This window comes from Vibrio hepatarius, assembly GCF_001274785.1.
Taxonomy (GTDB): domain Bacteria; phylum Pseudomonadota; class Gammaproteobacteria; order Enterobacterales; family Vibrionaceae; genus Vibrio; species Vibrio hepatarius.
Genome location: NZ_LHPI01000008.1, coordinates 85530 through 107390 on the forward strand (window position 1 = coordinate 85530; position 21861 = coordinate 107390).

General features: G+C 47.4%; 22 protein-coding genes. 9 read left to right on the forward strand and 13 right to left on the reverse strand.

Annotated features, from left to right (window positions below; all coding sequences use genetic code 11):
• Positions 1-149 precede the first annotated feature (149 nt).
• The 9 genes from nqrM to bolA all read right to left on the reverse strand — a co-directional run bounded on the left by nqrM (position 150) and on the right by bolA (position 8138).
• The gene (gene nqrM / locus AKJ31_RS09840) at positions 150-383 is read right to left on the reverse strand and encodes a (Na+)-NQR maturation NqrM (protein WP_014232787.1); all 234 of its coding nucleotides are present in this window, start codon (positions 381-383) and stop codon (positions 150-152) included.
• A gap of 22 nt (positions 384-405) precedes the next feature.
• Positions 406-1410, reverse strand: coding sequence for an FAD:protein FMN transferase (locus AKJ31_RS09845; protein ID WP_053408924.1), 1005 nt, complete (start codon positions 1408-1410; stop codon positions 406-408).
• A 143-nt stretch (positions 1411-1553) separates the two neighbouring features.
• Positions 1554-2777 carry an NADH:ubiquinone reductase (Na(+)-transporting) subunit F gene (gene nqrF / locus AKJ31_RS09850; protein WP_053408925.1) on the reverse strand — a complete coding sequence of 408 codons (1224 nt, stop codon included), beginning with the start codon at positions 2775-2777 and terminating at the stop codon, positions 1554-1556.
• Between the two features lie 33 nt (positions 2778-2810).
• A complete protein-coding gene (nqrE, locus tag AKJ31_RS09855; protein ID WP_014232790.1) occupies positions 2811-3407 on the reverse strand; it encodes an NADH:ubiquinone reductase (Na(+)-transporting) subunit E in 597 nt (198 codons plus the stop codon).
• A gap of 7 nt (positions 3408-3414) precedes the next feature.
• On the reverse strand, positions 3415-4047 hold the full coding sequence (locus AKJ31_RS09860; protein ID WP_053408926.1) for an NADH:ubiquinone reductase (Na(+)-transporting) subunit D: 633 nt from the start codon (positions 4045-4047) through the stop codon (positions 3415-3417).
• Positions 4047-4817 carry a Na(+)-translocating NADH-quinone reductase subunit C gene (locus AKJ31_RS09865; protein WP_053408927.1) on the reverse strand — a complete coding sequence of 257 codons (771 nt, stop codon included), beginning with the start codon at positions 4815-4817 and terminating at the stop codon, positions 4047-4049. The genes AKJ31_RS09860 and AKJ31_RS09865 overlap by 1 nt, the downstream gene beginning before the upstream one ends.
• Positions 4807-6051, reverse strand: coding sequence for an NADH:ubiquinone reductase (Na(+)-transporting) subunit B (locus AKJ31_RS09870; RefSeq protein WP_053408928.1), 1245 nt, complete (start codon positions 6049-6051; stop codon positions 4807-4809). The genes AKJ31_RS09865 and AKJ31_RS09870 overlap by 11 nt, the downstream gene beginning before the upstream one ends.
• 5 nt (positions 6052-6056) lie before the next feature.
• Positions 6057-7397, reverse strand: a complete 1341-nt coding sequence (locus tag AKJ31_RS09875; protein WP_053408929.1) for a Na(+)-translocating NADH-quinone reductase subunit A — start codon at positions 7395-7397, stop codon at positions 6057-6059.
• 432 nt (positions 7398-7829) lie between these two features.
• The gene (bolA, locus tag AKJ31_RS09880) at positions 7830-8138 is read right to left on the reverse strand and encodes a transcriptional regulator BolA (protein WP_053408930.1); all 309 of its coding nucleotides are present in this window, start codon (positions 8136-8138) and stop codon (positions 7830-7832) included.
• Between the two features lie 137 nt (positions 8139-8275).
• Between bolA and AKJ31_RS09885 the strand changes: the two genes are divergently transcribed.
• The 4 genes from AKJ31_RS09885 to AKJ31_RS09900 all read left to right on the forward strand — a co-directional run bounded on the left by AKJ31_RS09885 (position 8276) and on the right by AKJ31_RS09900 (position 12031).
• Positions 8276-9406: a methyltransferase gene (locus AKJ31_RS09885; RefSeq protein ID WP_053408931.1), complete on the forward strand. Its 1131-nt coding sequence runs from the start codon at positions 8276-8278 to the stop codon at positions 9404-9406.
• 52 nt (positions 9407-9458) lie between these two features.
• Positions 9459-10028, forward strand: a complete 570-nt coding sequence (locus tag AKJ31_RS09890) for a YajG family lipoprotein (RefSeq protein WP_053408932.1) — start codon at positions 9459-9461, stop codon at positions 10026-10028.
• Entirely contained in the window at positions 10028-10573 is a 546-nt protein-coding gene (locus AKJ31_RS09895; protein WP_053408933.1) for a peptidylprolyl isomerase, read from the forward strand. The genes AKJ31_RS09890 and AKJ31_RS09895 overlap by 1 nt, the downstream gene beginning before the upstream one ends.
• 69 nt (positions 10574-10642) lie before the next feature.
• Positions 10643-12031: an AmpG family muropeptide MFS transporter gene (locus AKJ31_RS09900; protein WP_053408934.1), complete on the forward strand. Its 1389-nt coding sequence runs from the start codon at positions 10643-10645 to the stop codon at positions 12029-12031.
• A gap of 63 nt (positions 12032-12094) precedes the next feature.
• Here AKJ31_RS09900 and AKJ31_RS09905 read toward each other — a convergent pair whose 3' ends face one another.
• The 3 genes from AKJ31_RS09905 to AKJ31_RS09915 are packed head-to-tail and all read right to left on the reverse strand — an operon-like array spanning position 12095 to position 13986.
• Positions 12095-12769: a ChrR family anti-sigma-E factor gene (locus tag AKJ31_RS09905; protein WP_053408935.1), complete on the reverse strand. Its 675-nt coding sequence runs from the start codon at positions 12767-12769 to the stop codon at positions 12095-12097.
• On the reverse strand, positions 12766-13350 hold the full coding sequence (locus AKJ31_RS09910; RefSeq protein ID WP_053408936.1) for an RNA polymerase sigma factor: 585 nt from the start codon (positions 13348-13350) through the stop codon (positions 12766-12768). The genes AKJ31_RS09905 and AKJ31_RS09910 overlap by 4 nt, the downstream gene beginning before the upstream one ends.
• A 36-nt stretch (positions 13351-13386) precedes the next feature.
• The gene (locus AKJ31_RS09915) at positions 13387-13986 is read right to left on the reverse strand and encodes an LON peptidase substrate-binding domain-containing protein (protein ID WP_053408937.1); all 600 of its coding nucleotides are present in this window, start codon (positions 13984-13986) and stop codon (positions 13387-13389) included.
• 342 nt (positions 13987-14328) lie between these two features.
• On the opposite strand from AKJ31_RS09915, the gene AKJ31_RS09920 reads away from it, so the two are divergent.
• The 4 genes from AKJ31_RS09920 (at position 14329) to csdA (ending at position 17915) form a co-directional block, all read left to right on the forward strand.
• A complete protein-coding gene (locus tag AKJ31_RS09920; protein ID WP_053408938.1) occupies positions 14329-15108 on the forward strand; it encodes an outer membrane protein OmpK in 780 nt (259 codons plus the stop codon).
• 109 nt (positions 15109-15217) lie between these two features.
• Entirely contained in the window at positions 15218-16108 is an 891-nt protein-coding gene (gene panE, locus AKJ31_RS09925) for a 2-dehydropantoate 2-reductase (protein ID WP_053408939.1), read from the forward strand.
• Entirely contained in the window at positions 16105-16704 is a 600-nt protein-coding gene (locus AKJ31_RS09930; RefSeq protein WP_053408940.1) for a DJ-1 family glyoxalase III, read from the forward strand. The genes panE and AKJ31_RS09930 overlap by 4 nt, the downstream gene beginning before the upstream one ends.
• Positions 16704-17915 carry a cysteine desulfurase CsdA gene (gene csdA / locus AKJ31_RS09935; protein WP_053408941.1) on the forward strand — a complete coding sequence of 404 codons (1212 nt, stop codon included), beginning with the start codon at positions 16704-16706 and terminating at the stop codon, positions 17913-17915. The genes AKJ31_RS09930 and csdA overlap by 1 nt, the downstream gene beginning before the upstream one ends.
• Before the next feature lie 68 nt (positions 17916-17983).
• Here csdA and radA read toward each other — a convergent pair whose 3' ends face one another.
• Positions 17984-19363 (reverse strand): DNA repair protein RadA, encoded by a 1380-nt coding sequence (gene radA, locus AKJ31_RS09940; protein ID WP_053408942.1) that lies wholly within the window; start codon positions 19361-19363, stop codon positions 17984-17986.
• A 132-nt stretch (positions 19364-19495) separates the two neighbouring features.
• On the opposite strand from radA, the gene AKJ31_RS09945 reads away from it, so the two are divergent.
• Entirely contained in the window at positions 19496-21841 is a 2346-nt protein-coding gene (locus AKJ31_RS09945) for a PilZ domain-containing protein (RefSeq protein ID WP_053408943.1), read from the forward strand.
• Positions 21842-21861 lie beyond the last annotated feature (20 nt).

Genomic DNA, 21861 nt, shown 5'->3' on the forward strand with positions numbered 1-21861 from the left:
TGTAGACTTAATTTCTATCAGTATAGCCAAGCTAAGCTCACTGCAAGGTCAGTCAGTAATTTGCGTCTCCCACTCTCCCCTTTTTCATAGGCAAAAAATAACCCGGACTAAGCCGGGTTACACGAAATGACATTATCAGACAGCTGCTGTTAAGCAATTCGGTCTTTTTCCCAAGCCGCAAGCTTCTCTGCGCGCGCCGCTTCGCGAGCTTCACGCTTTTTACGCGCGTCACACGGTTCTGGGCAGTTACATACTTTTTCGATACCTACTGCGCCGAGCCCGCCACAGCTACCTTTTACGACTTTTTTCTGGATGATATAGCCGATCGACATTGCGGCGATCACGGCAACAAATACCGCGAAAGTGATTAAAAACGTACTCATAATGACATGCTCACTTATGTAGTTATTGGCTTACGTATGGCTTGTAGGCATCAGATGCCAGCTCTTCAAAGCCATCTTCGGTCTTCACAATCATTAGCACCGGAATATTGTTCTCTTGTGCTACTTGCATCCCTTTTACTTCACCCATCACCATCAGGCCAGTCGCTAGACCGTCTGCAGTCATCGACGATTTGTCCAATACTGTTACTGAGACTACTTTGTGGTTGATTGGTTTCCCAGTTTCTGGATTGATGATGTGTGAGTAGCGAATACCATCGCGCTCAAAATAGTTGCGGTAATCACCAGAGGTAGCGACAGCCATATCACCCGGTTCGATGATCTCTTGAATTGCGCGCTCTTCAACCGACGGCTTTTCAATCGCGATACGCCAAGGCACGCCTTCACGGTTTAGGCCTTTCACGCGCATCTCTCCACCCACTTCCACCATGTAGTTCATGATACCTTGAGATTGGATGTAATCTGCAACGACGTCAACCCCCCAACCTTTTGCGATCGTAGACAAGTCTACGTATAGGTTTGGAATGTCTTTTTTCAGCGTGTTGCCTGACACTTCAAGGTGTTCGATACCTGTGTTAGCACGGCGTTCAGCCAGCTCTTCATCGCTTGGGATAACTTCTGGGCGAGCTTCAGGACCAAAGCCCCATAGGTTAACCAGAGGACCGACAGTCACATCCAGTGCGCCCATAGTCAATTTGTTCAATCGAATCGCTTCTTTCACAACAGTCGCTGTTTGAGGAGAGACTTCAAATGCATCAGAGTCTTTGTACTGGTTGAAACGGCTTAGCTCTGAATCTTTACGGTAGGTCGACATTTGGTCGTTCACTTCTTCGAGCAAACGGTCGACTTCTTTTTGTAGCTCAGCCGCAGCTGGAATACCTTCCGCAGCGATGTATTTAATGTTGTAAGTCGTCCCCATTGTAGGGCCAGTAAGATGCACTTGCTCTGCAGGCTGCTCACAACCAGCAAGAACTAAAAGAGAAGCGAAAGCAACAAGCCACTTTTTCACTTGTTTAACTCCTATGGAAAATTGAAATGGATATAGAGAATAAGTTGGGTCGATATGAACCTATTTTCTATATCAATTAATATTCAGAAAAAACAATGGCTGACCCGTAAGAGTCAGCCATAAATTTCAATCACTTAGATGGATTAACCACCGAAGTCATCTAGAAGGATGTTTTCATCTTCTACACCAAGATCTTTCAGCATGCCGATAACAGCTGCGTTCATCATCGGTGGACCACACATGTAGTATTCACAATCTTCAGGAGCTTCGTGATCCTTCAGGTAGTTTTCGTACAGTACGTTGTGGATGAAACCTGTGTAACCATCCCAGTTATCTTCTGGCATTGGATCTGATAGAGCACAGTGCCATACGAAGTTGTCGTTTTCTGCTTGTAGGCCGTCAAAATCTTCTACGTAGAACATTTCACGCTTAGAACGTGCACCGTACCAGAAAGACATCTTACGCGTAGAGTTTAGACGCTTAAGTTGGTCAAAGATGTGCGAACGCATCGGTGCCATACCAGCACCACCACCAATGAATACCATTTCAGCATCAGTATCTTTCGCGAAGAACTCACCAAATGGACCTGAAATCGTACACTTGTCGCCTGCTTTAAGAGACCAAATGTATGAAGACATGATACCAGGTGGTACGTCAGGATTATTAGGCGGCGGCGTAGCGATACGCACGTTTAGCATAATAATGCCTTCTTCTTCCGGGTAGTTAGCCATTGAGTAAGCGCGGATTGTCTCTTCGTTTACTTTAGACTCGTAGCGGAACAGGTTAAATTTGTCCCAGTCTTCGCGGTACTCTTCAGGTACATCGAAGTCAGCGTATTTCACGTGGTGAACAGGCGCTTCAATCTGGATGTAACCACCAGCACGGAAAGGTACTGATTCGCCATCTGGAATTTGTAGTTTAAGCTCTTTGATGAATGTTGCTTTGTTATCGTTAGAGATAACCGTACATTCCCACTTCTTAACGCCGAAGATTTCTTCTGGAAGTTCGATGTCCATGTCGGTTTTCATCGCAACCTGACACGCTAGACGCTCACCTTCACGTGCTTCACCTTTAGTAATGTGGTCAAGCTCGGTAGGAAGGATATCACCACCACCAGATTTAATTTTTACGCGACACTGACCACAAGAGCCACCGCCACCACAGGCAGAAGAAACGAATACACCAGCACCCGCAAGAGCGCCAAGTAGTTTGCCACCTGGTTGTGTAACGATCGCCAAGTTAGGGTCGTCGTTCACAGAAATTGTAATGTCACCTGTTGGTACCAGCTTAGACTTAGCGAAAAGAATCACTAGTACTAGAGCCAGTACGATCAGAGTAAACATCACTACACCAAGAATAATGTCCATTGACTATTCCTTAATTGTTGCGGTTTACCCGACTTACAGTTGAACACCAGAGAAAGACATAAAGCCTAACGCCATTAGACCTACAGTGATGAACGTGATACCTAGACCACGCAGACCAGGAGGTACGTCAGAGTACTTCATCTTCTCACGGATACCTGCAAGAGCAACGATGGCTAGCATCCAGCCCACACCAGAACCGAAACCGTAAACAACAGATTCAGCAAAGTTGTAGTCACGTTGTACCATGAAAGATACACCACCGAAGATCGCACAGTTTACTGTGATCAGCGGTAGGAAGATGCCTAGCGCGTTGTACAGAGGTGGGAAGAAACGGTCTAGAACCATCTCTAGGATCTGTACAAGTGCAGCGATTACACCGATAAAGGTGATGAAGTTTAGGAAGCTAAGATCGACACCTTCAACTAAAGCGTTTTCTCTTAGGACTAGGTTGTAAACAAGATTGTTTACTGGAACCGCGATAGTAAGTACTACTACAACCGCAACACCTAGACCGAAAGAGGTCTTAACTTTCTTAGATACCGCAAGAAACGTACACATACCTAAGAAGAAAGACAAAGCCATGTTTTCGATGAAAATCGATTTAACTAACAGACTAATGTAATGTTCCATGACGTCCTTACTCCTTCGCTTCTACTTGTTCTGGTTTCAGAATACGGATTGCCCAGATTAGGAAGCCGATTAGGAAGAATGCAGATGGTGCTAGCAGCATCAGGCCGTTAGGCTGGTACCAACCACCATTGCTCACTAGAGGTAGTACTTCCAGACCAAATAGTTTGCCTGAGCCAAATAGCTCACGGAAGAAACCAACAGTGATAAGAACGAAACCGTAACCAAGACCGTTACCGATACCATCAATAAGAGAAGGTACTGGCGCAGACTTCATTGCGAATGCTTCAGCACGACCCATTACGATACAGTTCGTGATGATAAGACCTACGAATACCGATAGCTGTTTAGAGATATCGTATAGGTAAGCTTTTAGCACTTGGTCTACCACGATTACTAGCGAAGCGATGATCGCCATCTGAACGATGATACGTACGCTGTTAGGAATGTGGTTACGGATTAAAGATACCGAGAAGTTAGACAGAGCAGTTACAAATGTTACCGCTAGCGTCATAACAAACGCAGTCTCTAGCTTAGTTGTTACTGCAAGAGCAGAACATACACCAAGAACCTGTAGCGCGATTGGGTTGTTATCCAATACTGGCGCTAGAATGCTCTTTTTAATATTTTGTGCGCTAGACATTAGTTCAGACCTCCGTCACGAACTTTTGCTAGGAATGGACCAAAGCCCATATCGCCTAACCAGAAGTCAAATGTGTGTTGAACACCGTTACTAGTTAGTGTCGCACCTGACAGGCCGTCAACACCGTGCTCAGAACCTGCTGGTGCACCACCTTTCACTACCTTGATAGCTGGCTTGTGGTTTTCATCAAACAGTTTCTTGCCTACGAATTGTGCACGCCAGCTTGGATTCTCAACTTCACCACCAAGTCCAGGAGTTTCACCTTGCTCGTAGTAAGTGATACCAGACACTGTGTTACCGTCAGTTTCAACGGCAACGAAAGCGTACATCATAGACCAAAGACCGTTACCGTGAACCGGTAGGATAACTTTAGATACTGCGTCACCATCTTTCACTAGGTATACAACACCCGTGTTAGCACGACGAAGGATCTTAGCTTTATCTTCATCAGCAGATAGCTTGATTGACTCAGCAGGGTCTTTAGCCGCTTTACGTTGGTCGTAAGTCGCAGCGTTGCCTTCTACAAAGTCACCAGTGTTAAAGTCAACTAGACGTGGTTCGATGTATTGTGCAAATAGCTCAGGCACTTTTTTACCTTCAGCATCAATGCCCGCAACTTCAACGATCTTAGATTGCTTATCTAGTACAGCGTTAGCTTTTTGCTTATCGCGTAGACCTACTGCTGCTGTTGATACGATGATTGAACAAACAAGGCTCAACCCGACAACAACACCCAGCGTCTTTTTAATGCTGTCGTTATTACTTGCCATAGCGTGCTTGTCTCCGCTTGATGTTCTTCTCGATAACTAAGTGGTCGAACAGAGGTGCAAACAGGTTCGCGAATAGAATCGCCAGCATCATACCTTCTGGGTACGCTGGGTTAACTACACGGATTAGAACACACATTACACCGATTAGAGCGCCGTACCACCACTTACCTTTATTGGTAAATGAAGCAGATACAGGGTCTGTCGCCATAAAGAACATACCGAATGCAAAACCACCTAGAACCAGGTGCCAGTGCCATGGCATGTTGAACATTTGGTTCGTCTCAGAACCGATCACGTTGAACAGCGTCGCTGTCGCGATCATACCGATCATTACACCTGCAATGATGCGCCATGAAGCGATTCGCATGTAAACGATCATCGCTGCACCGATCATCAGTGCCAGAGTCGAAACTTCACCAATTGAGCCAGGGATGTTACCGATGAAAGCATCCATCCAAGTGATAGGAGCGCCAGTTACAGTATTAACTAAAGCACCGTTACCACCTTGAGCCCATTGGCTAAGAGCCGTCGCACCAGAGAAACCGTCAGCTGCAGTCCACACTACGTCACCCGAGATTTGAGCTGGGTAAGCGAAGAATAGGAATGCACGACCTGCTAGTGCTGGGTTTAGGAAGTTACGACCTGTACCACCGAAGATTTCTTTCGCTACAACCACACCGAAGGTAATACCTAGCGCTGCTTGCCATAGAGGAAGAGTTGGTGGAACGATAAGCGCGAACAAGATAGAAGTTACAAAGAAACCTTCGTTAACTTCGTGCTTACGCACCATACAGAACAGCACTTCCCAGAAACCACCAACGATGAATACCGTTGCGTAGATTGGTAGGAAGTAAGTCGCACCGAGTAGCATCTTACTGCCAACCCCAGCATCAGCGGCGATGGTGCCACCTAGCATTTCGGTTAGCCAGTAGTGCCAGTTACCTGCAACTACTGCCGCTAGTTGATCACCAGCGTGCATGTGAGTCAGTGCTGCGATAGCTTGGCCACCTGCGTTGTACATACCCCAGAACATAGCTGGGAATACCGCGAACCAAACCATGATCATGATACGTTTTAAGTCAACGCTATCACGAACGTGCGAGCTTCTCTTTGTTACAAGACCCGGAGTATAAAACAGCGTCGCAGCTGCTTCATAAAGGGCAAACCACTTTTCGTGTTTACCGCCAGGCTCAAAGTGATGCTCGATGTCTTCAATAAACTTTTTAAGAGACATGAAAATTACCCTTCCTTCTCGATCTTATCTAGGCATTCACGAAGTAGTTGACCATACTCGTACTTACCAGGACAAACAAAGGTACACAATGCTACGTCTTCTTCGTCTAGCTCTAGCGCGCCAAGTGCTGCTGCACTATCGGTATCGCCTGCACATAGATCGCGAAGTAGCAGAGTAGGTTCCATATCTAGTGGCATTACACGTTCGTAGTTGCCGATTGGAACCATCGAACGGTCACTACCGTTGGTCGTGGTTGTCATGTTGAACAACTGACCTTTAAAGATATGACCAAGGAATGAGCGAGTTACAGAGAACTTGTTCTTACCAGGCATCGCCCAACCGAACAATTCTTTCTCATAGCCTTCGCGCAATACAGAAACCTGTACGTGGTAACGACCTAGGTATGCGTGAGGACCAGTTGCTTTAGTACCAGAGAGTACAGAACCAGAAATCACACGAACTTCACCTGGCATTAACTCGTTATCTGTTACGTCTTCTAGGCTAGCACCTACAGTCGTACGGATTAGACGAGGGTTATTCACTACTGGGCCAGCCAGAGAGATAACACGGTCAGTGTAAAGTTCACCAGTTAGGAACAACTTACCGAACGCAATAACGTCCTGGTAGTTGATGCTCCACGCCACGTTGTCTGCATTTACTGGGTATAGGAAATGCATGTGGGTGCCAGCAAGACCTGCTGGGTGAGGGCCATCAAAAACATGCTCTTCTACATTTGACTGTGAAGAACGAGGAAGACTGGTGCCTGATTTACATACGTAAACCTTGCCATCAGTCAGAGTTGAAAGCACATCTAAACCAGCAACGAATGCTTCTTGTTGTTCATTGATGATCAACTCAGGCTGTGCCGCCAATGGATTAGTATCCATAGCAGTAACAAAGATTGCCTTAGTTGAAGACTCAATTGCTGGAACCTTGCTGAACGGACGAGTACGTAAAGCAGTCCATAGACCAGAATCAACAAGCTGAGTTTTCACCGCTTCACGGTCAAGACTTGCTAGTTGGTTGGCTTCGAACTTGTCAAAAGTAACCTGTTCTTCACCTGCCACTTCAATCACAACAGATTGAAGGACACGTTTAGCACCACGGTTAATCTCGATCACTTTACCACTTGCTGGTGAAGTAAATTTCACGCCAGGGTTCTTCTTGTCTTCAAAAAGAACTTGCGCTTTTTTCACTTCATCGCCTACGCGAACATGCATAGTAGGACGCATGCCAACGTACTCTTCGCCAAGCAAGGCGACTTTCTTGATGGTCTTACCATCATTAATCACCTGGGTAGGAGTTCCTGCGATAGGAAGGTCCAGACCCTTCTTTATTGTAATCATACGCACTTGCACTACTTTTATCGGGAAAAAGATTCTTTGATTGCGTAACTTTTAGACACGACACTAGTGTCCGGTTTCGGTGTCGTTTAAAACACCAAAATCGCAACATCCTATTAAAAATCTCGCAACAGAAAAAGTCCGAGATTTATCAGGTGCGATAGTCTAGCATCTTTTAGGAAGGGGATGCCATGACCAATGAAAAGAATAGTGTGGATATTTCAGAGGATTTGAGTTTAAAAGGTTAAGGAATAGTCATAACTTTGAACCACCGCACAAACGGTATTCAGCCGCTCGACAAAAAACTCTCCGACATTCACATCCTTAAACATTTTGAATCAAATCGAATCATCTGATTAATTTGTTTCCACATTGTTAATGCAATCGATATCGTCAAATAAAAAGGAGGCGATATATACCTCCTCCTTTCGTAATCTATTTTGAGCCACCCATGCACATTGGGCTGTCTGGTGCGCTCTCATTTTGCGCTTTCCATTCGGCCTGCGTGTACGTGTGCATCGACAGCGCATGAATATGGTTTGCCAACTCATCCGCCAAGACTTTGTTGACTTCGCGGTGACGACCGATCAGCCTCAAGCCGTCAAATTTGTCGCTGACGACAATCACTTTAAAATGGCTTTCAGAACCGGGAGGCACATTGTGCATGTAGCTCTCGTTCACGACTTTCAAATACTCGGGCTCAAACGCTTCATGTAGTTTGGTTTCAATCACTTCTTGCAACATCGTGTGTCACCATATAATTATTAATAGCATTAAGAACAAATGATAATCCCCTTGTACGCAAAGCAAAAGGTTTTAGTTTTCACTTTGCCTTGCATCTGCGACAATTTGTGCAGTCTTAAATTGCTAATGTTGCAAATATGAAAACTGAGCTTACGCTGCACGATCGCACCCTTTCACTCTACCGCTACCCAAAAAAGAACAACGAAACCCTCCAAGCATGGGATGCAGGTGACGAGTACCTGATCAATTATGTCGAAGAGCTACACCTGCCCGACAACCAACATATATTGATTCTTAACGACAACTTCGGCGCATTAAGCTGCTGGTTCGCACAGAAACACCGTGTAACCATGATGAGTGATTCATTTATTGCCCATAAAGGTACGCTCTCTAACCTTCAGCGGAATCAGTGCAACAAAATTACCTTTGCCAGCACCATGGATGCGATTCCAAGTGATGTCGATTTAGTCTTGGTTCAGATCCCTAAAGCAAATCGCCATCTTGTTTGGCAGCTTGACCAACTTCGCCAGTCGCTCAAACCTTCGGTACAGGTTATTGCGGTCAACAAAGCCAAGGAGATCCACTCTTCAACCCTCAAATTGTTTGAAAAACACCTTGGCGAAACCACCACATCACTGGCTTGGAAAAAGCATCGTCTCGTCTTTGCCCACGCCAACAGCCAACTTGCACCGATGGTTGAAGCATTCACCCGTTGGAACGTAGATGGTCACGACTTCTCGCTCAAAAACCTGCCAAACGTCTATTCAGGAGAGAAGCTCGATTTAGGCGCGCGCCTGATGCTTGAGCATCTGCCGAGCGAGTTAGGCGACAAACACATCATCGACTTGGGTTGTGGCAACGGCATATTGTCAGTCAAACTTGGCTTGCAGAATCCACAAGCGAAGCTGACTTGTGTTGATGAGAGTTTCATGGCGGTAGAATCGGCCAAGCAAAACCTGTTGGACAATTTAGGCTCTGAGCGCGAGATTGATTGCGTCGCCAACAACTGCCTAGATGGTTTCGAAGCAAGCAGCGCCGACCTCGTGGTGTGTAATCCACCATTCCACCAGCAACAAGCCATTACCGACCATATCGCGTGGCAAATGTTCTGTGATGCAAAGCATGTTCTTCGCACCGGCGGACAATTAATGGTTATCGGTAACCGCCACCTCGGATACGATGTAAAGTTAACGCGATTATTTGGTAAGCAGAACGTCAAGCTTGTTACTTCCAACAATAAATTTGTTATTTTACAGGCGACTAAATAGTTTACGACTATACCTCTACTACTTTCAGAGTGACGAACAAGGGAATTAAACAATGAGAAAACTGGTCCTAGCGGCTTCGATGGCACTTCTGACCGCATGTGCAGCTCCACAGCAACAGCAAATCAACTTTATGCCAAAAGCAGTATTGAGCAGCAGCGAGATTACCAGCGATGCGACTTTCAACATCGTGAGTAAAGACATTCGCTCAGCGCAGTACGTTGCATTAGTCGACAGTGGCCGCTCAAACATTGAGCCTATCCACTCGAAGCAAAATGTCCGCATCTCATTAGAAAACGCGCTGCTAGAACAATTGCAGTCACAAGGTTTCCGCAACACAGTCAACAGCGAAAACACGGTTGAGCTTGAAATCCAAGAAGTACTGGTATCGGTCAAGCACAGCGTGATGGAAAACGAAATGGACGGTAAAGTTGTCGTTGAAGTGACCGCTGAAAACGCGCAAGGCAAGCTAGTGAAAACCTACACAGGCACGGCAAAACGCACGGGCGCGATGAGCGCGTCAAACCAAGATATCGAGATGGTACTGAACGACGTTGTCGGCTTGGTACTTAAAGAGATCGCTAACGATAGTGAACTGAAAGAGTACATGCAGGAGCGATTCTAATGTTGAAACTTGCAACCGCTTGTTTAGCACTCGTCAGCAGCCTAGCCTTTGCCGGGCCAAAAGTTGAGTTTGAAACCAACTTAGGCGCATTCACTGTCGAGCTAAACCAAGAAAAAGCGCCGGTAACGGTGGCTAACTTCCTTAAATACGTTGAAGACGGTAGCTATGTTGGGACTATTTTTCATCGCGTGATCCCTGGCTTTATGGCTCAGGGTGGCGGTTTTGATGAAAACATGCAGATGAAAGCCACTTACTCGCCAATCAAGAACGAAGCGTCAAACGGTTTGAAAAACCAAACCGCGTCGATTGCGATGGCAAGAACGAGTAACCCGAATTCGGCAACTCGTCAGTTCTTTATCAACTTAACTGACAATAACTTCCTAGACTACGATCAGCGCCCACCAGGTTATGCGGTATTTGGTCAGGTGACACAAGGCTATGACGTTGTCCAAGCGATGGCGACAAAACCGACGCAAAACATCGGTCGCTACGCTGACGTCCCTGTGACACCAATTGTTATTACTAAAGTTACACTTCAACCTTAACAGGTTTAGGCTCTAGTTGGTTCGGCTAGAGCCTTTTTGCCGACCGAACACTCTAACAAGGAAATGCATATGTCTTTTGACTCCCCGTCTATGTCTTGGCGAGAAACCATTCGCAGTTACATGGACAGACGCCTGTTGTGGGTCTTTATGCTTGGCTGCTCTAGCGGCTTCCCTTGGGTTCTTATCGGTTCGAACATGTCAGGCTGGCTCAAAGATGCCGGGCTCACACGTGCTGCGATCGGTTATTTTGGTAGCGTCTTTGCCGTCTATGCGATCAACTTTTTGTGGGCCCCGTTGGTAGACCGAGTCAAACTGCCGGTACTGCACGCCATTCTTGGTCAGCGACGCAGCTGGATTTTCTTATGTCAGTCGATCGTTCTGGTCTGCACTCTCTTTATTGCTGGAGTCGATCCAGCGAAAAACCTGATGCTGACGTCCATGCTAGCATTAGGCATTGCGATTGCGTCTTCCACACAGGACATCGCCATCGACGCTTTCCGTATCGATACGTTCCCTAAGTCAGAGCCGTCAAAACTGCCGCAAGCCTCAGCGATGGCAGTTATCGGTTGGTGGACGGGGTATTCTGTTCCGGGTTATTTGGCGTTTATCAATGCCGACTCGATCGGCTGGAACGGTGTTTACTACGGAATGGCCGCGATTGTCGGCGTACTGTTGCTGTTTACTCTGTTGGTCGGCGAACCGAAAACACATCGCGACTCGCTTCAAGCGGAAGCGGAACAGCGCCATAACCAGATTGTCGGTAATCGCGCGCTAGCATGGCTGACGGTGACGGTGGTTGAACCGTTCCTCGATTTCTTCAAACGCAACGGTTTTCGCGTGGCGTTAACCCTGTTGCTATTCGTATTTCTGTTCAAGATTGGTGAAGCCTTCCTTGGCAGAATGTCGATTACTTTCTATAAAGAAGTCGGCTTCTCCAACGAACAAATTGGCTACTACTCTAAACTGATCGGCTGGGGACTGACGATCTTATTCACTTTGATCGGCAGTATGGTCAACGTGAGATTTGGCATCGTACGTGGTTTGATGATTGGTGGTATCGCGATGGCAGCGAGTAACCTGATGTTTGCCTGGATTGCGAAAGTAGGTCCAAACGAGCAGCTGTTCTTAGCCACACTTGCGGTCGATAACTTCACCTCGGCCTTCTCGACTGTCGCCTTTGTTTCTTTCCTCACGGTAGTGACGGGGCAAGCTTTCTCCGCCACCCAATATGCCCTACTCGCTTCGCTCGGGAACTTTGGCCGAACCACATTAGCTTCTTTCAGTGGCGAACTTGCAGACTTCCTCAATGATTGGTCGTTGTTCTTTGTTCTTACTGCGCTGATGGTGATTCCGAGTTTGGTGATGCTCTATTCATTGCGTCACTACTTCAACGCTATGCTCGATAAGGCCAGACAGCGCGACGCGCAAGAGTGCAAAGAGCGCGAAGCGCACAGCTAAAAGAAAAAGGCTTGGTAAACACCAAGCCTTTTTCAAATCAGTCTACTTAAGTTGTTATCGAGCTTACGGATACATACCTTTGCCAAAGCGGTTGAACAAGCGCGCGATACCTTGTGTAAACAGCATTGGCTCAGTCAGTACGGTGAGACATAAGCAATCTTGCCCTTTACTGGTGGTTGGGCTGTGCTTGACCGAACCGTCTTCAATCATAAAGTCTCCCACTTGATAGTGACCATTCTCATCACTAAAGCTACCGTGCAGCACCAAGGTTGACTCCAAGCCTTTATGGGTATGCTGAGGGATCTGCACATCTTCAGCGATGTACATTAAATTCACACGACTGTTGTCGGCAATATCAACTGGCGCGCTGAATACTTTACCGCCATAACTGTGCCATTCACCAATGTGGTCGACAAACGAACTAAGCGACACAGGCAAAGTAAATGTTTTACCGTTGACTTCGATCTGCTTAGGCTTTCTCGGCATTCTGAAAGGTTCGCTGTTCTGCTCGAGACAAACGATAGAGTCAAAGATCTCATCGAATACTTGTTCATCATGGTCAACGTGCTCAGAGCTACCACTAAACAGCGCCTCACCGCACTCTTGCTCAAACAATGCCACTTTGCGCTTGCACTCTGGGCAGGTTTCGATATGAACCGCGATAGTGAGCGCGGAAACAGCATCCAGTTCTCCTTCCACATAGGATTTCAACATCAAATCTTCTGGGTGATAACTCATAGCTGGTCTGCCTCTATTGAATGTCTCAGTTTTTGCACGGCAAGTCGTAAACGCGATTTCACCGTCCCTACGGGAATGTTCAGCATTTCGGCGACTTGTTGGTGTGGAAGCTCTTCCAAATACACGGCTTGTACTACCTTACGCTGAGCCTCCGGTAAGGTATCGATAAATTTCACTACCTGCTCTTTGAGCATGTCGGTCTCGGGCGAGTAATGCTCAATCAGGTCCGGCGGACAATAATCATTCGGCCAGATATCTTCCGAGTGGATGTGCTTCTCTCGTCCCTTTTGTCTACGCAACATGTCAAAGCAAAGGTTTCTGGCGATAGTAAATATCCACGTCGATAATGAGCTTTTTCTGCCATCAAACAACGCACTCTTTTGCCAAACCGTCGCCATAGTTTCTTGTACCATTTCCATCGCCACATGTTCATTGCCAACGTGTCGATAGACAAACTGTTTCAAACGAGGAGAGAAGTGTTGAAAAACGAGCGCGAATGCATGTTTGTCTTGTTGTTTGACTTTTTCCATGCACGCTGCCCAATCCTCTCGGGAATAATTCTGCGAGTCCAGACTACCCATTACATTGTCCTTTGCACTGGTTTCCACCTTACTACGTTACAGTTTAGCGACTGGATCACTATCGGCATCAATTTTTAGCCTTTGGTTAAGAAACTCCACTGCTGCGAGGCAACTGTTGCCCCCCGCCAATACATCAAATTCGCTGTTGCTAAGCGGTAGAATTTCTAGCCAGCGCTGGCTTACCCAGCTAGCGTCATCAAAAAACTTTTGTTGGTAGAGCTCACTTAGCTGAGGAAATTGCTGATAGATAGTTTGTAAGTGCAAACTTAGCGGCATACTTACCGAGTCCAGTTCTGTCACATCCCATTCAGGTAGAGTTTTTACCTTCGCAAACCTCAAACCGTCATGTTCCACACGCACTCCGGCAATCTTAAAGCGATTAATTCCTGCGACCGTAATGCCGAGTAAACCGTCTTCGAGCTGCTCAAAATCCACAATCTTTACCAAAGTACCGAGATGAGATAGCTCACTTCGTGCTAGAGAAGCTTGCGGCTCAAACAAGCAGATGCCAAATGTCCCGTCGGCTTTCAGTGCTTCAGATACCAAACGCTTATATCTCGCCTCAAAAATTCTCAGACGCATTTTCCCTTCAGGCAACACGACTGAGTTCAGAGGAAATAGCATCAATTCGTTCATTGCAACTCTCCAAAAAACAACTTACTAACATTTACGTTATATACATCGGATAGATCACATTTCCCCTTTTCGAACGCGTGATGTACTTCAAATTTTAGTTGAACGTTTGCGTAATCGTTACCTGCAACATTTTTTGTGCAACATCGTGAAAATTTGAATTGGTTCATTTTTTTTGTTTGTTAACGAGATCTCCATCACTAGTTTTATGTACTTTTTCACTCTGCGTCACTTCAAATTGAGATTTTTATCGCTATCATTCGCACCATTAGAGCACAGCATAGATTGTGCAGTTTTGGCTATAAGCATCTAAATTAATATTGAACAAACATAGAGAGTACCAGTATGCGTAAATCACTTTTAGCTCTTGGTGTTGTGGCAGCAGTTTCAGCAGTACCAGCACAAGCAGAATACCTATACGGCTTTGGTAGCATGTATGCAGATTACCAAGTTTGGGATCACGGTTTCGGTAACGACGATGACAACTTTGGCGGCGATATCGATGATCGTAACCAACTTGTAATTGGTATCGAAGGTGGTGCAGCGTTTGACTGGGGTCAAATCTACGGCTTCTACGACTATGAAGGTGTAGACCGTTCTGGTGATGACCGTGGCGCATCAACGAAAGGTACTATCCACTACAACCTAACTGACTCTGGTGTTTCTCTTTACGCTCAGGTGTACAACACAGACGCAGACAAATCAGCATTCCACGAGCAAAACCGTGTTCTAGGTCTAGGCTACACTGGTCTTAAAGGTGATGGTTGGGCATTCACTCCGTTCATCGGTGTTCACCAAATCAACAGCGGTGACATCAGCGGTAGCAACGGCGGTATGTTCGGTTACGTGGGTTACTACAACTTCGACCTAGCGGGTCAGAACTTCACGTTCGCAACTTGGAACGAGCTAGAATTCGCGCGTAACGACGACTACTCAGATCTTCAAAGCACTGACTTCGCAAGCGGCGACGGTTCAGAAAGCTGGGGTCTAAACGGTAGCTTGAACCTACTTTGGAACTTCCACCAAGATTGGTCTGCTGGCGTACTATACCGTTACACAGTAAACAAACTAGCGCGTAAAGATTACCAAGATCTAGTAATCTACCGACTACAGTACAACTTCTAATTTTAGACGTTGCTCAGAACATCAAATGGCACCTTCGGGTGCCATTTTTATTTGCTTTCTCACTCGATAGCCTTATCCTTTGGGCAAATCCTTTTCTCTTCGTTAACGCATGAACATTGTGGTTTTAGGTCCTGGAGCAATTGGCTCTCTCTGGGCACTCTCCTTACACAACGCTGGTCATTCGCTATCACTCTGGTCACGAAACGGCCACCACCAGTCGACTCTGTGTCTCGATACGCTCTCCCCCGTCACGTTGGTTAACAATGACGCTGAAAAGCTAAAAGATGCCGACCTGTTATTGGTCACACTAAAAGCACCTCAAGTCGAAACAGCAATGCAGCCGCTACTTGAGCAGATTGACCCCGACTGCATCGTAGTTCTGATGCACAACGGCATGGGCACCGCAGACATCGTTGCCGAGCTGCTACCTAATAATCCACTGGTTCTGGCCACGACCACGCATGGAGCCTATCGCCCAGAACCAAACAAAGTGCAGCATACTGGTGTAGGAATCACGCAACTCGGCGGACACAATGAGAAAGGTAAACAGTGTCAGTTTCTTGCAGAGGTCTTTGACCACGCACTGAGTACCGCGCAATGGCACAACCACATCGAACAAGCATTGTGGTCAAAGCTCGCGATCAACTGCGCGATCAACCCATTGACGGCGATCAACCAGATCACCAATGGTGAGTTGGCCGCAGATAGCTATCGCTCAACGTTGGTTAGCGTAGTTGAAGAAGTGGCACAGGTGATGAACGCAGAGGGCATTGTCACCGATGCGGCTAAACTAGAAGAAACGGTGTTTAATGTGATTCAAGCCACGGCAAAAAACCATTCTTCTATGCAGCAAGATATTGTCCACAAACGCCCAAGCGAGATAGACTTTATCACGGGTTATTTACTGCAACGCGCCCAAACACACAACATTGCTGTGCCACACAACACCGCACTGTTTGAACAAATCAAACTCATAGAACAAAGCTGGAAATCATCATGAGCAAAAAAGTCCTCGTCCCTATCGCTCCAGGCACCGAAGAGATGGAAGCGGTAACTATCATCGACATGATGGTTCGCGCTGGCTACGAAACCGTTGTAGCCAGTGCTGACTTTGACGGTAATCTGGTGATGAAAGCCTCGCGCGGAGTAACGTTAACCGCGGACTGTAAACTGGTCGATATCGCTGATGACGAATTTGACGCGGTGATCCTGCCCGGTGGGGTTGGCGGCGCGGAAACGTTTCGTGATAGTACGGTACTGGTTGAGATCGTTCGTCAGCAAATGTACGAAGGCAAATTAGTCGCTGCGATTTGCGCTGCACCTGCCTTAGTTCTTGCTCATCACAATCTTTATCCCGATGCGTTAATGACTTGCCATCCAAACTTCCAAGATCATATCGCTAAGGACAAATGGCGCGTCAAACGTGTGACTTACGATATCAACCATAACTTGCTCACCAGCCAAGGACCGGGAACTGCACTTGAGTTTGCGATGGAAATCATCATCAACTTGTCGGGTAAAGCGCACGCTTGGACCGTCGCCGAACCAATGGTGACCATTCCGACTCTGCAATATCACAAGCTGGGTGACGAATAATGCTCGACGTTAACGCAGTCACCCGCCAGTTTCCGGCTTTACAACAAACCGTCAATGACCAGCGCTTAGTCTATCTGGATAGTGCGGCGACAACCCAAAAGCCGCAGTGCGTGATTGATGCAATCAGCCGTTACTACAGCCAAGAAAACGCCAATGTTCATCGTGGTAGCCACAGCTTGACCGCACACGCGACTAGCCAGTTTGAATCAGCCAGAGAAACGGTTGCTGACTTCATCCATGCCGACTCCAGCAAAGAAATCATCTGGACGCGAGGCGCAACCGAAGCGCTTAACTTAATCGCGCAGACTTACGCACGTAATACGTTACAAACGGGAGATGAAATTCTCGTCGGAGAGATGGAGCATCACGCCAACATCGTCCCTTGGCAGATTGTCGCCGAGCAGACTGGCGCCAAAGTGGTCAAAGTACCGATGACACCAGACTGCCAGTTTGACTTAGCGGCATTCGAATCACTGTTATCTAGCCGGACAAAGCTAGTAGCCATTGCCCACATCACCAACGTCACTGGCACACGCCAACCGATTGAACAAGTGATTAGCAGAGCGCATCAAGTGGGCGCTGTCGTGGTAGTCGATGGTGCGCAAGGTATCGTTCATGAGAAAGTAGATGTACAAGCGCTAGATGCCGATTTTTACGTCTTCTCAGGCCACAAGTTATACGCTCCTGCAGGTATCGGCGTGTTGTATGGCAAACTCAACTTATTGGAAGCCATGCCTCCTTGGCATGGCGGCGGTAAGATGGTCGAGAAAGTATCTTTCAACGGCACGACCTATAGCGAGTTACCGGGAAAGTTTGAGGCAGGAACGCCTAACGTTGCTGGTGCAATCGCACTTGAAACCGCGATCAAATGGTACCAAGAGTTTACCCCTCAAGACGTAGCAACGCATATTCACTCGCTTGTCGACAAAGCGCAGCGCCGCTTAAATCAAATCGAAGATGTACGGATACTTGGCTACCAAGAACACGCGTCAGTCATTTCTTTTGTGATTGATGGGGTTCATCACCAAGACATCGCGACGTTGCTTGACCAGCAAGGTATTGCAGTACGCGCGGGTCACCACTGTGCGCACCCATTAATGGATGCGCTGAACGTCAAAGGAACTGTGCGTGCGTCATTCGCGATCTATAACACTGACAACGATGTTGAGCGATTTATCCAAGCGGTAGAGAAAGCGGTCGACATGCTTTAATGCGCTAAGGCGAAAAGCAAAAAGAGCGAGCACTGTGGCTCGCTCTTTCTATTTTTTACCTGTAGGTATTACAACTCATCAAACGCTTCAATCGCTTCCGAGAGTTTTTTCACCCCGTGGATTTGCATGCCCGGAATACCACCTTTGGGCATATTTGCCGCGGGCACAATGGCTTTCTTGAAACCATGTTTGAACGCTTCGTTGAGACGCTCCTGACCACTTGGCACTGGGCGAATCTCTCCCGCCAAGCCGACCTCGCCAAACACCACCACATCTTTCGGTAGTGGGCGGTCACGGAAGCTCGAAAGCAACGCCACCACCAACGCCAAGTCGGCACTGGTTTCTGTCACTTTCACCCCACCAACGACGTTAACAAACACGTCTTGGTCGGCCATTTGTAAGCCGCCGTGTTTGTGTAGCACTGCAAGCAGTAACGACAAGCGGTTCTGCTCTAGGCCGACCGCGACACGACGAGGGTTGGCCAGTTGTGAATAGTCCACCAACGCTTGGATTTCGACGAGCAACGGACGAGTCCCTTCCCACACAACCATTACCGAGCTGCCTGAGGTTTCTTCTTCACCACGCGATAAGAAGATTGCAGACGGATTGCTGACTTCTTTTAGTCCCTGCCCTGTCATGGCAAACACACCGAGCTCGTTGACCGCACCAAAACGGTTCTTATGACTGCGTAACGTACGGAAACGACTGTCGGTTCCACCATCGAGCAGTACAGAGCAGTCGATGATATGTTCTAGAACCTTCGGTCCGGCGAGTGAACCGTCTTTGGTCACGTGACCAACGATGAACACCGCCACATTGTTCTGCTTGGCGTATCGTGTCAACGCAGTTGCCGATTCACGAACCTGCGCGACGCTGCCCGGCGAAGATTGCACATCCGATACGTGCATCACCTGGATCGAGTCGATCACCATGATCTTTGGTTGCTCTTTCTCTGCAATCTGACAGATACGGTCAACATTGGTCTCCGATAACATCTTGAGGTTATCTTTGGGTAGTCCCAAGCGCGAAGCACGCATCGCTACCTGTTGCAAAGATTCCTCACCGGTGACGTAAAGCGTTGGCATGTGCGACGCAAGAAAACACATGGTTTGTAGCAACAAGGTCGACTTACCCGCGCCCGGGTTACCACCGATTAGGATCGCAGCACCGGGAACGACACCGCCGCCCATCACTCGGTCAAACTCTTTAAAGCCACTGGTAAAACGAGGCACTTCTTGTAAGTCGATCTCAGCCAGTGTCTGTACTTTGGTCTCGCCGCTGTTGCCCGCATAACCCGACAAACGCTCGTTTCTCGCCGCTGCTGGAGATGCGGCTAAACGTACTTCGCTGATCGTGTTCCACGAACCACATGCGTTACACTGCCCCTGCCATCTGGGGAAATCTGCACCACAATCGTTACATACATATGCTGTTTTCGCTTTTGCCATGTCGCCTCAGTTATAAATTGTGAACTTGAATATCGCTTTGGCTCTAATTCTGCTTGATTCGCGGTAACATATCACTAAAGATCTGCGTTTCAAGGCCGATAAATTCAGCATGGAGCACTTTAAACAAACGATATGCAGCAGCCAGAAATTCTCTCTTTAGCAGAAAGGCTTATTCCCGCCTATCATTCGGACGACTTTGACCTATTACTCAATCAAATGACTAAAGGCGAAGCGCCTTCAGTAAAGTTCTTAGTCAAGATGGAACTCAACCGAATGATGGCACCTTGTTACAAGAGCATTGATTTGCGTGGCAGGGTCAATGGCGAATGCCGACAATACGAACTCGCTGGTCGCACGCACTGGCTGGACGATGTCGCGTTCAATGCATATCACAAGCTGACGAACAAATTTGGTGGCTACACTGAAGGTGTTTGGGAAGCGCTGTTTAACACCCATAATAACTTCCGCGTGATGAAGCAGCGACACCAATCTCTGCACAGCGAAAGCCAGCCCCCTGAAAAGCCACTCGAAGTGGAGGCGATCAATTTAGGCTTTGATTTAAAACGTAAAGAAAATCGCCTCAAAGTCTCCTCTCAGCTTGAGATTCAACTCGACAGCAACCAACTGGTTCACGCGGTTACGGTCGATCTATCTCCGTCTGGCGCGAAGTTTAAAGTTCCGTCTGCATTTGATTATAAACTCGGTGAGATCATTCATGCGCGTTTCGTCGAGCTGGCACGAACCAGTGAAATTGAGGGGATTGACCAAGCAATTCCATATCGTGTTGTCGGCATTGATGAGTCATACGAAAACGACGCGGTAAAATTCCTGCGCGTGTTGAAGCTTGATAACAGCAACACACTCGCGACCGTGATTGAACAGTACTTCAAAAGCGACGCGCAAAAGGCACGTCACGATAATCAAGATAAAATCATTCGCGCCCGCACTCGTGGCTACGAGCACATTTTCCTCAAACACACCTGCAGCTTGCCACTGTTTTTCAGCGGTGATCAGCTCAAGCTGGTGTTGATGACGGAAAACAACCAGCCGATTTGGCACTACTGGCAAGACGAGCGTAACCAACAAGCTTTGAGCAGCTTGTTCAACCAAGACCGCATGTCGCAGTTGACCAGACCAGGGCTGAGAGGTAGCAGCAACGTACTCTACTCGTTTACCCATGAGCACCACGGTAAGACCCATTTCTTTTCAATGATGATGCCCGAAGCAACACGTGAAGTACGCCAGTTATTCTGGCACGTGGGAGCAAAGAAACCGTCTTGGAAAGCCTTCCGCCTTTCGGTGTTTGAAATGTCGGACGAAGACAAACAAGCGCTGAGTCATCACTCAACCGAACTGGATTTAGACCCGAACACGCTGACACACTGCGGTATGTTGCAGGAGATCAGTGATGAAAAGAGCAGCCAAGACTATTTACTGACAGAAAAGCCAAGACTGCCAAGCAGCTCGCTGAATCAGTTTAAGCACGCTCGCACTCCAGAGTACGACCCAACCAGTTTGTACTTTGACGCCAAATCACGCCGCAGAGAACCAAGATACCAGTTTAAATCTCCGGTTGAACTGACCACAGACGACAAGCAAGTTTTGGTTGGTCATACCGACGATCTCTCCAAGCACGGTGTGCGCATCATACTTTCCGAGCCGAGCCATCTTAAAGCGGGTGACGTTTGTGATCTCAACTTTAAAGAGCTACAGCTGTACGACAAACGCGTTCCGCTTAACTCCGTTCCTTATCAGATCGTGCGCATCAGCCCTGATGGTCGCACAATTCAGCTCTCGATGATGGAAGAGAGCTTTACCCTGCGAATCGTCGCCTTCCTCGGGCGCTTGATTGACTACAATCAAGAAAAGCTGGTTGCGAAGAAAGAGCTGTTGCCAAGTGGCGAGTTGCTAGAAGGGCTACACGATATTCTGCTGGATAAGGTGGTTTCGACACCTGTCTACTTTGAGAAACGTCGCGGCAACTTGAAACCAAAAGTCATTGGCGTCAACTTCCCGCTGCCAGCACATATCGCGTTACTGGCGAAGCTCGGCGAAGAGAAAAGTTACTCATTGGAGCCGATCTACAAAGGCCGCACCAATACTTTGTTGGCGATGCCGATGAAACGTATTGAAGGGGCAAAACCGCAATATCACGAACTCTATTTGATGGTGATAAAGTTTGGTACACGTATTCAAGCGGTAGAATCAAAGCTCTCGAGCGAGTTTAGCAACATCAAGTCGCGGATTAAGTTTATCAAAGACGCGCAAGCCAGCGGCGAGTTCTTCGCGATCCGAGTGTTGAGTGCGCCAGTGCTCGACCCAATGACGGTATTGATGCACAAAGACCTAAAAGAGCTCAATCAAATCAGTCAGGCAAAAGCTCGCAGTCTCGAAAAAGAGCTCCACGACGTGGTGGGATACGGTGAACTCACCGACATCACAGAAGAAGTCCTAATTCGGTTGGAACTGACCAAATAAACACTGTGACAAAAACAATA